We start from the raw sequence: 15316 nt of genomic DNA on the forward strand, positions 1-15316 counted from the left end.
CCAGGAAGCGGACGACCGCCTGGTACGTGCCGTCCTGGTGCAGGCGGACGGGCTCCTGCCACACCCCCGCGTACCGCACCGACTGCCCCGGGTTCGGCAGATGGTAGGCACCACTGCGGGTCCGCCTGTTGCCGGAGCGGACGAAGTCCTCCGACCGCTGGCCGAAGGCCGGGAGCGAGGTCTCGACCGCCATCGGACGAGGGGTCGACAACCCCTCCTCGTCCAGGTCGCCCTGGTCCTCGGCGGGCCGGAAACCGGTGAACTCACCATGGCTCAGCTCGCCCTCGATCCACACCCCGCCGTACTCGCCCGACCAGGTGTACCGGCCCTCAAGCCCCGCCACCGGCAGGACGTTCCCCTCCCGCAGGGCATGGAGGTACGCCTGCTCCGCCGCGTACACGGCATCGTCCGCGTCCCAGTGCTCCGGGAACATCATCCGCACCGACGGCCCCGCGTCGCCCTCCGTCTCCCCGGCCTCCAGGGCCGCGAGGTACGCCCGCGCCTCCTCCACACTCCGGTGCTCCGGGACCACTGCTCCCGACGAGCCCGGGTCGCCCGCCAGCTCCCCGGCCGCCGAGTCGTAGCCCCGTGCGCGCACCTCGGAGTCCGCCACCAGGAACGTCCCGTTGGCATTGGCCCCCCCGATCCGGCCGGGCAGCGGCCGATCGGACCCCGGCCCGGGCCACAGATGGCCCGCGTGCCGCTCCGACACCGACTCCGACTCCCCGTGGAGCACCGCGCGACGGGTGTCCAGACCGAAGTGGGCACGCGTCGGCAGACCGTCCCCACGCGGCTCGACCTCGTCCCCGGAGGCGAACACCGTGCCCCCCGAGGACGTACGGCGAGCGTCCCCCAGCGCCGCGTCGACATCAGCCCCGATCCGGCGCAGCGACCGAGGAGCGATCCGGCCCACCGACTCGGCGCCGGGACGCGCCATCGGGTAGTCGCTGTCCAGGAACGCGCGCCCCCGGCCGTCGTGGGCGAGGCCCGCCATCAACGAACCGTCGGTGTACACCGAACGCCGACCGAAGGCGTGTCCCTCACGGTACTCGTCGTGAAGGCCCAACAGGTGTCCCACCTCGTGCGCCAGCGTCAGAGGCCCACTGTCCAGGCCCCAGTCCTCAGCGTCCGCCCGAGGCTGGGTCTCCCGCAGCGTGATCACATGGTGGGCAGGGCTCGACCCATCGACGAACTCCAGCTGCACCCTGAGCCGGTCCCCGTTGGGAAGACGCAGGTCACGTTCGTTGTAGTGCTCGTCCACCCCCAGCTGGGCCGTCTCCCGCAACTGGACCACCCGGAAGGGGTCGAGGCCCTCCTCCTCGTCCAGATTGATCCGCACCAGCAGTCGGGTCGTCGTCTCGCCGTCGGCATCCACCGACCTGAACCGCTGCGCCTCGTAGCGCCGCGCGTACATCGGGGCCGGGGCGTGCGTGAGCCCGAGCTCGAACTCCTCCGGCGGCAGCTGTACCAAGGCGGGCGGAGCCATCGGCTCCCATCCCGGGAACGGCACCTCGGCGAACGGCAGATCGATGTCCATCTCCGTCCCGGCGGCGAACTCCTCAGCGAGGTGGTGACCGTCGTCGATCGGGTTGATGCTCGGCGACCCGCCCTGCTGGGGGACGGCCACCCGCTCCGGACCCAGCACGGCGTCGGTGATCCTGCCGCGCTCGACCGTCACCCGCACCTGCCGTCCCTCGTACTCGCCCTCGTAGACGGAGACCCGGCCCGGATGGGGGGTACGCACGGACCGGGGGTCGGCGACCACCTGGACGGCGGCGTGCCTGACCTCCTCCGGCGTCCACCGGCCGATCTCGCCCACGGACTGCCGAGTGCGCGGGAATCCGGCGGCGACCAGCAGTGAGCGCTGGTCGTCGGCGGGAGCCGGGCGGACGCTGACCAGCGTGCCGTCGTCGCGCGACACGCCCTCGATGACGACGCCACCGCCCACGCCCCACCACCGGAAGGTGCCGTCCCCGAGGCTCTGCTCGTTGATGAGGTCCAGCGCCGACTGCTGCGCCCGCCCGATGTACTCCCGCAACTGCTCAGGGGTCCAGTCGGCGGGGAACATGGTGTGCTCGCCCTCGCCCTGCGACCACCGGGTCGGGAACTGCGCCAACGGGTCGTCCGGACGCAGCGCGGGATCCAGGACCCGAACGACGGCCTGGTACGCCCCGTTGGCGTGGGACGCGCCGCGCACTACCCGGACGCCGTCCCGGGTCTCCCCCTGCGGCAGCTGGAAGACACCCGTCTCGTTCATCGCGAGACGGATCGGATCCTGCCTTTCCGGGCCCTGCACCGGCCCCTCGCCGTGCACCGGCACCGCCGGCGCCACCGGCACCACCGGCACCACGTCGACGATCTCCCCGGCACGGACCGTCACGGTCAGCTCCCGGCCCGCGAACTCGCCGGTGAAGGCGCGCTCGTCGGGGTCGCCCGGGTCCGGCACATACCCCCGGGACGCCGCCACGCGGCTCGCGGCGTACCTGACCTCCTCCGGGGTCCACTCGCCGAACGCGCCCTCGGGCTGCACGGTGCGCGGGTAGTCGGCAGCGACCGGCGTACTGCCCAACTCCCGGTCCTGGACCGGGCGGAACCTGACATGCCGGCCGTCGCGCACCTCGCCCTCGATGTGCACACCCCCGCCCACGCCGCGCCAGGCGTAGCCGGCCCCGTCCTGCCGCGTCACCGTGCGGTTCGCGTGCGCCGCCTCGACGTGTCGCAGCAACCGGTCGGGTGACCAGCTGTCGGGGAACATGGTGGTCTCGCCCTCGCTGTGCGGCTGCCACCGGTTCGGGTGCGCCGCCAGCGCATGGTTCGGAGACACCAGGGGATCGAGGAAGCGGACGACGGCCTGGTAGGTGCCGTCGGCGTGCTGGACACCGCGCTCCAGCACGATGCCCTCGCGCAGCCTCGGCGTCGCCCCGTCCGGCCGGGCCGGCACGTGGTAGACGCCGGTCCGGTGCTGCCGGTCGCCGTAGCGGACCACGTCCTCCATCCGCTGCGGGAAGACCGGCCCGCTCTGCGGCACCGTCCCTGGCGCCGGGAACTCCGGCCCTGCGGGCAGCCCCCAGGGATCGAACCCCGGGATCGGCTCATCGGTCTGACGCCGTGAGGGCCGGAACCCGGTGAACTCCCCGTGGTCCAGTTCGCCCTCGATGCGGACGCCGCCGTAGACGCCGGCCCAGGTGAAACGGCCCTCCGTCCCCGGCACCGCCTGGACGTTCCCGGACCGCAGGGCGTCGAGGTACGCCTGCTCCGCCGCGTACACCGCATCGTCCGCGTCCCAGTGCTCCGGGAACATCATCCGTCCCGACGCCTGCGGGTCGCCCACCAGGTCCCCGGCGCTCCCGGCCGCGAGGGCCCTGAGGTACGCCCGTGCCTCGTCCGCGTCCTGGTGCTCCGGGAACGCCGCCCGTCCCGACCCCCCAGGGTCGCCCATCAGCTCCCCGGCTGCCGAGCCGTGGACCCGTGGGCGCACCTCGGAGTCCGCCACCAGGAACGTCCCGTTGGCATTGGCCCCCCCGATCCGGCCGGGCAACGGCCGATCGGAACCCGGCCCGGGCCACAGGTGGCCGGTGTGGCGCTCCGACCGCGTCTCCGACTCGCCGTGGAGCTCCGCCCGGCGAGTGTCCAGGTCGAAGTGGGCCCGGGTCGGCAGACCGTCGGCACGCGCCTCGAACACGTCGCCGGTGCTGAACACACTCTCCCGGGAGGAGCTGCGGATCGCGGTGCCCAGCGCCGCGTCGACGTCGGCCCCGAGCCGGCGCAGGTAACGAGGAGGGATGCGCCCCGTGGTGGCAGCAACTCCACTGTGCGCGTACTCCCCGTCCAGGGCCGTCCTTCCCCATCGGTCCGTCCAGTTGGACGTCATCAGCGCATGGTCGCCGTACACCGAACGCAGCCTCGGGTCCGCGCCTTCGCGGTACTCGTCCTGGAGGCCGAGCAGGTGCCCGACCTCATGCGCGAGCGTGACCGGCGTGCTGGTCAGACTCCACAGTCCGGAGTGCTCGCGAGGGGTGTGCTCGCGCAGCTCGACGACGTGATGGGCCTGTCCGGGATCGTTGACGAACTCCAGCGCCACCGAGAGCCGCTCCCCGCTGGGAAGGCGCAGGTCCCGGTTGTTGTAGTGAGCGTCCACGCCGTCCTGGGCGGCCCGCATCAGTTCGCCGATCCTGGCCTGGTCGAGCGGCTCGGTCATCCGCAGGCTGATGCGCAGCAGCAGTCGGGTGACTCTGCCGTCGAACGGCGTCTCGAACCGCTGTACCTCGTAGCTCCGCTCGAACGCCGGCCCGGGGGCGAACTGGTACTGGTCGACCGGCGGCCTCACCGTCGCCGACGGCCCGACCGGCGCCCACCGTCGAGTCGACGGCGGCACCTTGGCCGGTCCGTAGGTGTCGGCGACCGGCGGCGTGGCGGCAGCGAACTTCACCGCGCCGGGCAGCGGGCCGCGGATCTCATCGGCAGCGGCATGGTCGAAGCCGTCCGGCAGCTCCCTGAAGCTTCCGTCGTCCGACAGATAGGCACCGTGCGGCACCACCACGGCGGCGAACGGATCACCCGCGCCGGGCAGCGCGGCCGGGCCGTCGGCCCCGGCCGTCGCCGCGGCACGCGCCTCGACCTCCTCCGCCGTGGGGCGGCGGAGCTCCAGCCAGTGCCCGTCGGCCGTGAGCACGGGCCGACCGTCATCATCGAAGCCGACCCCCGCGGCGACCACCAACTGCCCTGCCGCGCTCGTGTCGTGTCCGTCCGGGACGAACCACACCGGCCGGTCGGCGACGAAGGCCGGTGCGGTGACCCCCTCGGACCACAGCTCGCGCATCACCTCGGCGACATAGCCGCCGCTCAGGTCCGAGCCCAGACCGCAGGCGACGAACTGCAACGGGTCGGACCCGTTCCACTCGCCCGAGTCACGCAGCTCGCGCAGCAACTGCGTCATCTCCGCCGGGCCCAGCTCACGCCCCTCGAACACCGGCCGACCGGTCTCCGTGGAAGTGTGCATCGCCAGGGTGTAGCGGCCGTCCTGCCCGGGGAACCGCGCCAGCGCCTCCCGCATCAGCCGCCGGGCGACCGGGTCCGGGCTCCCGTCGTCGAAATACCGGCCGCGCCCCGCACTGCCGAAGCCGCCGAGCGACTCTCCCCGCTGGTGGCCGCGGCCGCTCTCCGACGAGGGCCCAAGCTCCCCGCCGCCGGAGCCCACGCCAGGCAGGGGCTTCGGATGAGCGGTGGCCTGGGCCTCCTGGCTGTGCGGACGGTCAGTCATCAGCGCGGGAGTGTGGGCGACCTCGGGTGCGTGGCCGGCGGAGCCGTCTCCAGCACTGCCGCCGGACAAGATGTCCAGCAACTGCCGGGCGAGCGGATCGGCGCCGCTCCCGTCGTCCTCGGTGACCGAGTCGTCCGATCCGAAATGGACCGCCCCGGTCGGACGCCTGTCCGGCCCCGGCACGCCGTCTCGCCACCCGGGGGGAAGCTCGGACGGTACGCGGGTGGGGCTCGGCTCTTCACCCTCCGGCGGCTTGCGGTAGTGCAGCCAATCACCGATGCCGCTGAGCACCGGCTTACCGTCCTCGTTCCAGCCCACCTGCTTCGCCACAACCAGATGTCCAGGGACGGTCAGGTCCAGCTTTCCATCCTCGGTGTAGGCCGGTACGGCCATCACGGCACCGTCGGCGAACCGCGCCTCTGCTTCGCTGTTGTGATCCCAGAGGTGTGTCATGAGCGCACTCGTGTACGTCTCGTTCACCCCGAGATCGCAGCCGATGAGTTCCAGCGTCTGCCTCTCCGGCCACTCACCCGAGTTCGACAGCGCATTCAACGTGTTGGCGAGGCGATCAGCCGTCAGTGGGCCCTTTTCGTAGCGGGGAGTCTTCCTCGCACCCATGCTCAGCGCAACCCGGAACACCCCGTCGGGGTGCGGCAGCCGCAACAGCGCCTCCCCCTGGGCGAACAGCTTCAGGTTCGAGAAGGTGCGGTCGACGATCCAGCGCAGCGAGGAACCTCCGGGCAGCTCCAGCCGCTCACCGAGCACCTCGACCGGTCGCGGAGTGGCGTCCGGCTCGACGCCGAGCGCGGGACGGGACCGCTGGACCGTTCCGTAGAGATGCGTCTGTCCGCCGTAGCTGATCAATCGGTCGACCTTGACCTCCCGGTCCCGGCCGAGGAGAAGCTCCTGTTCCGTGTCGTCGTAGAAGGATGCCTTCTCCATCCAGATCGCCGGGGTGTCGGCCGGCACCCGCAGGTGCATGATCACCTCCCGGCTGTTGAAGCTCCGGTGAGGGATGACAGCCAGGGAGGTGGAAGTGAACTCGTGCAGCGTCAGGACATGACCGGTGAGCGACGCCAGCTCCTGGGGCAACCGAGCGGCCTGGACCCCCCGCACGACGACCAGGTCCTCCGGCGCCGGGAACCGCCGCATCGCACTGTCCAACGCATCGATCGTGCCGAGCACGCGCAACGCTCCGACCGGCGAGAATCCCGTCCGCTCGGCGATGGCCGCGAGCGCGTGGAACGCCTCGGCCTCCTCGGGCGTGGCTGCGCGCGGAACGCCACCGTCCATCACCGAGCCGTCGGCCTGCCGGTAGACCCGCAGCGCCGGCCGGAACAGGGCGATCTCCAGAGGCGAGTGGTCGCGGCCGTCCGCGAGAATCCGGTTGATCTCCGTGTACGACGAGAGCGGGCCCGGGCGGTTCGTGATCTTGCCCCGATCGCTGGTGTAGTCGTAGAGGGCCTTCCGCTCATCGAACGGAAGCGCGTCGACGCGGTCGTTCCACTCGCTGCCTCCGTACTGCTTGGCCGCCTCATCATCGGGGAAGGTCCTCGCACCTCGGGCGAGCTCGTGATCGGCGAGGGCGATCCGCAGGGGCAGCGACAGCGTCTCGAAGGGCTCGGACCCGATCCGGTCGACGAGATTCTCACCCTGCCGGTCGACGAACGGAGTGAACCTGCCGTCCTCCGGGGACTTGCCCCTGGGCACCTTGGCAACGACCGGGAAGCCCGTCCTCGGGTCGTACCCGAGGACCGCCTTGCCGGTCCCCCGGTCGTAGCCGAGGACCGGTTCTCCCGCCGGGCCGAGCCCGAACAGGGCGGCACCGGTCCTCCGGTCGTGGGACAGGATCGTCGGGTCCGCGAAGGTCAGCGCGTGGCCCGAGCCTCCGGCGGAAGGAAGGGGCGCAGGGAGGCCCTTGAACCTCACCCACCGGTTGACTTCCACGACTGCCGGGCCCTCGACCGCATCCACCGCAGTCGGGACGTTCGAGTCGTGCAACAGCGCCACGGCCTGGCTCGACAGCGGCGGCTGCTCGTCGTCCTCCGACTCCTCCGGCTCCTCGGGCTCCGCCGGCCGCGGCTGCGGGCCCCCAGCCGAACGGGAGGACGCGGCGGGCCGGACGATCGCGTCGTAGTGGCCGGTCCCGACGCGTTCGACCGGGACCCCGCGGCCGTCCTCCGGGCCGACGGAGGTCACATACCGCAGCCCCTGTGCATCCCCGGTGTCGCGGTACAGGTCCAGCCTGATGCCCAGGGCATGCGCGGCGAGGGTCGAGAACACGTCCCCCGAGTCACTGTTCCACTCGTCCTCCCAGCGCCCGACCTGGTCGCGCAGGACATCCATGTCCTCGTCGGTGATGGGCCCCATCCCCGTGGCCGTTTCGAGGAGGTCCTCGCGGCTGAGGGCATCCGTGCGCAGGTACTCGCGGTACTGCTCACGAAGATCGTCGTTCGTCCCGCCGAGGACCTCGGAGGAGGGTTCGTCCTGCACGATCCGATCGATCAGCTGATCGTTGGTGAGCCCCTCCAGCTCCTGCCGGCTGCTCTTGTTCAGCCGGATATAGCTTTTGACCACCGTCGGCAGCTCCGCACCCGGCGTGCGGTCGAGGTAGTCGCGGACCATGGCCTTCAGCCGCTGCGCCGGAGCCAGCGACTCGCGGCCCGGGGCGGTGAAACCCGCATGGTCGTCGAGCCACTCGCGATCACCGGCGTAGATCGAGTTGAGAGCGCAGAGACCGTCCAACGGCACCCTCTCCCGCCACGTCTTCGGGACGGGCTGCCGCTCCTCCTCGGCGAACTTCACCGCGCCCGGCAGCGACGGGCGGATCTCGCCCGCAGCGGCGTGCTGATAGCCCTCGGGCCGGTCCTTGAAGCTGCCGTCGGCAGCCCGGTAGGCGTCGTGCCGGACCACCACCGCAGCGAAGGGGTCGGCTGCGGCCTGCGCCCTGGCCGGGTCGTCGAACTCGGCCGCCGCCGCCTGGCGCGCCTCGATCTCCTCCGGCGTGGGACGGCGGAACTCCAGCCAGTGGCCGCCGGCCGTGAGCACCGGCCGGCCGTCGGCGGTCAGGCCGACCTTGGCCGCGACCACCAGGTGCCCCGAGCCGTCCCCGGCCGCGGTGTCGCCGGTCTTCGGCGCGAACCACACCGGCTCGTCCGCCGCCAGCGCCGTCGTGCCCAGCCCCCGCTCCCACAACTGCCGCATGACCTCCGGCACATAGTCGCCGTGCAGCGCGCCGCCCAGGCCGCAGGCGACGAACTGCAGCTGGTCGGTACCGTTCCACTCCCCCGACTCGCGCAGCCCCACCAGGGTCCGGACGAAGTCGGTCGGCGTCAGCTCGCGCCCGTCGTGGACCGGAAGGCCGCGACCGCCCGAGGTGTGCACGGCGATGGTGAAGACCTTGTCGTGCACCGGGAACTTCGCCAGCGCCTGCTCGATCTGCTGCCGCGCACCGTCGTCCGTCGACGGGCCTCCCAGCCACGCCCCGTGCTGCCTGCCGCTGCTGTCGCGCAGCGCCCGCGTCGTGGACGGCGATGCCTGGAAGTCGGGATGATCACTGTGGACAGTGTCGGACAGGCTGGGATGTTCCTCCACCTTCGGCAGCTCGGGCGTGTGCTCGGGCACGGGCGCGGGCTCGGGCGCGGGCTCGGGCATCGACACGGTCTCGCCCTGCGGGTTCTTCGCGTTGAAGAGCACCATCCGGGTCGTGTCGTCCTCGACCGTGAAGTTGCTGCACTCCCGGTCCGGCACGGTGACCGTGAAGCTGAGCGGAACGGTGAACGTCTCGGCGCCGTCCCCCTTGCCCAGGGTCAGCTTGAGCAACGCCGATGCCGAGTACCGCGACGAGGGCGTGGCGAACTTGGCGTGCGACATGCTCTGCCCGCCCTGACCGGTGGACCCGCCCTCACGGCTGCGGTACTGGCCGCCGATGACGGCCGAACCGGTCAGGCTGTCTCCGTTCTCCAGCTCTCCCTGGCCGCCGAGCGAGATCTGCAGACCGCCCAGGTGCGACTCCAGCCGCATCGCGCCGCCGGAGCTGGACACCGAGTTGATCGGCGACAGCTCGGACGACTTCTCCGTCCCCTGGTACTCCAGGTGCTCGATGCTGAGCATCCCGGTCACGCCGTCGGTGTCCACCAGCGGACGGCTGTTGGGATGCGGGGTGCCGAGCTCCTCGCCGCGCGATGCCGCCGGAATACGAGCCGTGAGCTGGTTGTAGCCGAAGGCGGTGAGGGTGCTGCTCTCCAGCCGCTCCCAGGTGGCCTTGCCGAAGTGCTTGGGCCCCGCCTCGCGCAGCAGCGCGAGCAGACCGCCGACATCGTGGACGCCGTTCATGACGTCGATGCCGCGCAGCTGCGCCACCTCGTTCCACACCCGCTCCGGGGGCACCCGCAGCTGGGTCCCCCTCGGGATCGCCACCGGAGTCAGGGCCTGCCGGTTGAGGACGCGGCCCTGCTCGTCCTCCGTCACCAGGGCAGTCCCGTCGGCGCGCACCGCGGAGGTACGGACCAGGACGTCCACCCCGACCTTGGCCTTCGCATAGCCGTGGGTCGGCTTGAAAGCCCACTTGAGCCCGGTCCGCTCGCCCTCGGGAGCCACCGTGTCCTGATCGCCGATGGCGATCCGGGGATTGCGCTGCATCCGGAACGACAGGGTCACCTCGCCGCTGAAGTCGGAGGCCTGGGCCTTGGTCTTGTAGGTCATACCGGAGGTGGTCCGGTGCGCCTGCGGGGCCGCCTCCTCCACCGCGTGGCCGTAGCTGCCGGTGACCTGGCCGACGAAGGCTGCCGGGAGGCTGCCCACCGGGTCGGTCGTCCCCTTCAGCGCCAGCTGGTAGTTGCTGTTCTCCCCGGTACCGAAGGTGGTCGCCCCGTCCTCACTGGCCGAGTTGTGCTGGAGGTCGGTCCCGCTGGTGAACTCGAAGGTCTCCTTCTCGCCCATGGTGGAGCTGTGCTCCAGGCTGCGCATGGACGCCGTGATCCAGACGGTGCTCCGCCCCGACTTCGACCTCAGCCTCACCGGGTCGTTCGCCATCATCGGCTTCAGCCCCGCCTGCAGCCGGTCCGGGGAGAGCTCGGCCAGGATGAGCTTCTTCATCTCCGGCCACTCCGAGCCGAAGACCTTCTCGCCCTCAGCTTCCACTCCGACCTGCTTCGCGACCCCGTCGATGGTCACTCGGTGCGGGGCGATGGTCTGCTCCGCCATCGACCGGGTCTTCGTCGCCGGGTTGAGGTGGTAGACGTTGTGGACGACGTGCTGGTCACCGAGGACCAGTCGGTTGGCGATGTCCTGGGGGACGCCGCGCCCCGGTCCGGAGGCCGCCGCCGAGGTCTCCCGCGTGGGCACGGCGAGCTTGGTGGTCACCGCCACGGACTTCGGCTGCTCGCCCGAGTCCGCGACCCACGCCCCCTTCGACTTTCGCTCGAACACCACCCGGAAGTTGGTGGTCCCGCTGAACTCCTCGGCGCGCTCGACGGCCTTGCCGTTGCTGAGCGTGCCGGTGTTGCTCTCCACCGTGCCGCTGGCGACGCGGTTCCATCCCTTGCTGGCGGTGAAGGTGCCCTGGAAGTGCGGGGCCTTGCCGGTGAGCACGTCCACGGCGGTGTGCACAACGCGCTTCTCGCGCATGGCGCCGACCGAGGAGCGGGAGGCGGAACCCTGCTGGAACTCGTAGCTGTCGAGCCCCCGGGTGTGACCGAAGTCCTTCGCCAGCTCCGGCACCAGCCGGACCCGTCGCCCGTTGCGACCGCCCTTGATCTTCAGCGTGATCTCCCGGCCCCGGGTGGCCGGCGAGAGCAGCGCCCGCATCGCGTCGGGATCGAAGGTCGACAGCACCCGCATCCGCACACTGTCGGACACCCGTCCAAAGCGCTGCCTCACCCCCTCAAGCACGTCCTCATGGACCTTGACTGCGTTCCGGTCGAGGCTGTGGACCACCCAGGAGGCGGATATCTGACCTTCGGTCAGCTTGGCCGGCGGCTTCGGCGGCTCGGCCTTGGGCGGCTCGACCTTCGGCACGGCGGTTGCCACGGGCGGCACCGTGGAGGAGGACGAATCCTGCTGCGGCGGCTCGGTCTCCTCCGGTTCGAGGAACTTCTGCTGCTCCCTGGTGAACACCACCCCGTCGTTCGCGTCCCCCTGGAGCTGGTAGCTGTGCCCCTCCAGCGCGTTGAGGCTGAGCTCCGCGTCGATGACGACCGGAATCTCATGCGTCACGCCGTTCACCGTGACGGCGACGGTGACCTTCACCTTGCTGTCGTACAGGTCCTGCTTCTCCTTGAACTTGCCGTTCGAGGAGACCGTCGCCGAACCGCCCGAGCGCAGACCGTCACGGTCCTGCTGCTGGAAGTTGTAGCCCGCCATGTCACCGATCGAATTGGTGCCGGCCTCGTTCAGCTCCTTGGTCCCGCCCACCGTCAACTGCCCGGTGCCCGTCTGCGACAGCAGCCGGCGCTCCGCGTCGGAGTTCACCGTCTCGTTGACCACGTTGCGTTCGGCGACGTCGAGCGTGCGGTGGTACTCCATGCTCTGCACCTCGGCCTTGAGGCTGAGCTTGAGCGTCCTCCCCCCGGTCGACAGCTCCCGGGTCTCCAACGGCACGCCGCGGGTCATCGCGCCGAGCCGGGACGAGATCTTGGCATAGCCCACGGCCTGGAGCACGTCGTCCGCGACGTCGTCCCAACCGCCCGCTCCCAGGCGCGACTTCACCTCTGCGATGACCGCGCTGCGCAGTGCACCGACGTCCGGCAGGTCCCTGACCGTGGCGGTGTCGTTCAGGCCGCCGCCCGTCTCCTTCCACACGTCCACCGGCGGCCGGGCGACCTTGGCGTCCTGCTTGAAGGCGCGCGGGACCACCGGGTCCACACGCTCCTTCTGCTTCTTCAATTCGCTCGCGTCGTCCGACACGTGCCCGGAGTCCACCTTCAGCACGTCGGCCTGCGGAATGCGGGCCGAGAAGCGCACCTCGGAGGTGGCGCTCCGGGTCTCCTCGGTGAAGTGCGACTGGATCGGCGGGCGGAGCGCGCGCGGAAGCAGCCGGCTGAACACGTTCCTGACCGAGGCGTCGGACTGGGCCGGCGTGAACACCCGCTTGGTCATCCGGAACTGCAACTCGCTCACACCGTCGAAGACGGCTCCGGGCTCCTTGCTCTTCACCGTCGAACTGGACTTGAACCCGTCGGTGCGGATGTCCACCACATCCCGGGCCAGCTGAACGGCGCCGTTCCCGGTCGCGTTGCCCTGGGACTCGTGCACGGTCTTGGTCAGCGCGCCGGTCGCGCCCATGTTCAGCATGTCCGTGCGGGTGCGCTGGTCGGTGTCGCCGCGCGCGGTACCGGTGCCGAAGTTGAACTCGGTCTCGGCCTTGGGGGTCAGGTCCACCTGCTCCGCCGACTTCAACGTGGCGCCGATCTCCACGTAGCCGATGACCCGCCCGGACTTGCTGGTGATCTTGACGCTGATCGGGTCACCGGCCGACATCCCGCGCAGCCCCTGCTGCAGCCGGTTGAGGTCGACCGCGGCGAGGATCAGCGTCTTCGCCCTCTCCCAGTCGGAACCGAAGAGCTCGTTCCCCGCATGGTCGACCGGCGAGAGCACCTCGCGCATGCCCCGGTCGCCGCCGTCATTGCTCAGCATCGACCGGACGCCCTGGACCACGGTCGCGCCGAGCCCGAAGCCCCGCCGCACCTTCTCCGGGAGGACGAACTTGCCCTTGTTCTTGTCAGCAGCACGGTCGCCGTTGAAGTCCACACACTCCTGCTGCGGGATCCCGACCGTGACCCCCAGATCGAGGTTGTGACCGGCAGCGCCGTCCTTGGAAGTGAACGGTTCGCCTCCGGGGTGGGACGCGCTGACCCGGTAGCGGAGCTGGCTCAGGTCCAGCTTCAAGGTGACCGTCCCGGCGAACAGCGCGGTCGGCAGGCTGGTCTTGGCCCGGGCCAGCACCTGGTCGGTGTCGCGCCCGAGCACCTCGTTCTGCCAGTCGTGGGCCAGGCCCAGACTCGCGGTGAGGGAACCCAGCTTGCTCTTGATGACGGCGCTGAGCCCGTAGTTGAGCCGCCAGCGGCTCCCGGCGCGGGAGCCGAACTCGCCGCTCTGCTCGGAGCCGTGCTCCTGCTCCACCTTGGCCTCGGTGCTGACATGGGTGAGCCCCTCGACCCGCGCGCTCAGCCCGATGGCTCCGGTCAGGGTCTTGTCGTCGATCGGCATCTCCCAGTACTCGCCCCGGGAGAGGCCGGCGATGAGCGGGCGCAGCACGTCGGCGCCCAGGAAGTCCTGGACGAGGGTGGTGGTGGACGCCATCTCCTCGCCGAGGGCCTCCTTGATGAAGTCGGTGATCCGCTTGGTGAGAGCGCCCTCGTCCTCGCGCAGGTCCAACACCAGGTCGGTCCCCCGGAGCAGCCCGTGGCTGACGACCTCCGTCGGCGGATACAGCCGGTCCTTGGGCTCCAGCGGCTTCACCGGCGCGAAGGCGGCATCGGTACGCGCCTTCGTCCCGGGAGGCAACTGGGCGTCGCGCCGTGCCTGCTGACGCCGCTCCAGCTTTTCGGCCTCCTGCCTCCGGGCACCGGCGGCGTCCACCGCAGCCTGGGCAGCCGTCACCCGGGAGTTGTGCTGCTCCAGCGCGAGGCTCAGCTCGGCGTGCCGGCTCGCTGCTTCGGCGGCCGCGGTCTCGGCCGCCGCGGCCTCGTCCGCGAACCCCTGCGCCGCCGCGTCGAGCCGGTCGGCCTCCTGCCTCAGCTCGTCGACCCGCGCCTTGAGCTCATCGGCCTCGGCCTGCTGCCGCTCCGCCTCCTCGGTACGGCGTTCCGCCTCACCGTTGCGCCGGTCGACCGACCCGACGCGTGCCTGCTGCGCCCGCAGCCTCCTGGCCTCTTCGTCCGGCAACTCCGCCGTGGCCTTCTCCACCGCGCGCCGGTCGTTCTCAACCGCCGTCGACCACGCCGCCGCCCTGGCCTGGAGCCGGTCGGCATCGCGCCTCGTCTCCTCGGCCCTCCTCCGCGTGGCGGCCGCGTGGTGGGCCCGGTCCTCCGCCTCCTCGCGCAGCTCGGTCGCCCGCTGACGTGACTTCAGCTCCTGGGCACGGGCCTCCCGCGCCTCGGCCTCAGCCCTGAGCCGCTCCGCCTCGGCCGCGTCGGCTTCGCGCGACACCGTGTCGCGGTCCAGCACGGCCTGGTCCCGCGCGGCCCCGGCCTGGATTTCCTGCTGCCGGTCCGTCTCACGCGACTGCTGCGCCGCGCGGACCGCCTCGTCCTCTGCCGCGATCCGCTGCCGCTCCTGCTGCTCGACCTGCTCGGCGGCCGTGCTCCGCTGCTGCTTCGCCTGCTCGGCGGCCGTGCTCCGCTGCTGCCTCGTCTGCTCTGCGGCCGCGATCCGCTGCTGCCGCTGCTGCTCCGCCTGTTCCTCGGCGGCGATCCGCTGCCGTTCTTCCAGCTCGTGGACCACGGTCCGCTGCTGCTCCAGCTGCTGATCGGCCGCGGTCCGCGGTCCCGCTGTCCCCTCCGACTGCCCGTGATCGGCTTCGGCGTCGGCCATGGCCTCGGTCCGCAGGCGATCGACCGTGGCCCGCATCCGGGCCAGCACCTCGGCCGGCGCGGAGGTGCTCTCCGCCAGCCGCAAGGTCTCCTCCGCCCGCTCGACGGGCGTCCGGTGCAGCTGTGCCGCGCCCTCCAGCCGCGCGAGCTCCGCCCGTGCCGCGCGGAGCTGCTCGGCGATCACGGCAGTGGCAGCCGGCGGCTCGGGAACGAGTTCCGAGTCGTCCTGTGCCTCCTGCCTCTCCCGCTCGACGCGTTCCTGCGTCTCACGCTCGACGCGCTGCTGTGCCTCGCGCTGGGCGCGTTCCTGCGCCTCACGCTGGGCGCGCTGCTGCTCGACGCGCCGCTGCTCCTCACCCTGGGCACGTTCCTGCTCGACGCGCTCCTGCTCCTCGCGCTCCCGCGCCTCACGCTCGGCCCGCTCCTGCTGGGCGCGCGCCTGCGCCTCGCGCTCGACGCGCGCCTGCGCCTCGCGCTGGGCTCGCGCCTGCGCCTCCTGCGCCTCGCGCTCCTGACGCTGGAT

The 15316-nt window shown here is 71.5% G+C and carries 1 protein-coding gene (running past both ends of the window); it reads right to left on the reverse strand.

This entire window lies inside a single protein-coding gene on the reverse strand: locus tag BS75_RS04230, encoding an EndoU domain-containing protein (RefSeq protein WP_034087234.1). The 40791-nt coding sequence extends 12149 nt beyond the window's left edge and 13326 nt beyond its right edge, so the window shows coding positions 13327–28642 — codons 4443 (complete) to 9548 (partial); the first complete codon in reading order (the gene reads right to left) occupies positions 15314–15316. The start codon and the stop codon both lie outside this window.

The sequence above is a fragment of the Streptacidiphilus albus JL83 genome, assembly GCF_000744705.1.
Lineage (GTDB): Bacteria > Actinomycetota > Actinomycetes > Streptomycetales > Streptomycetaceae > Streptacidiphilus > Streptacidiphilus albus.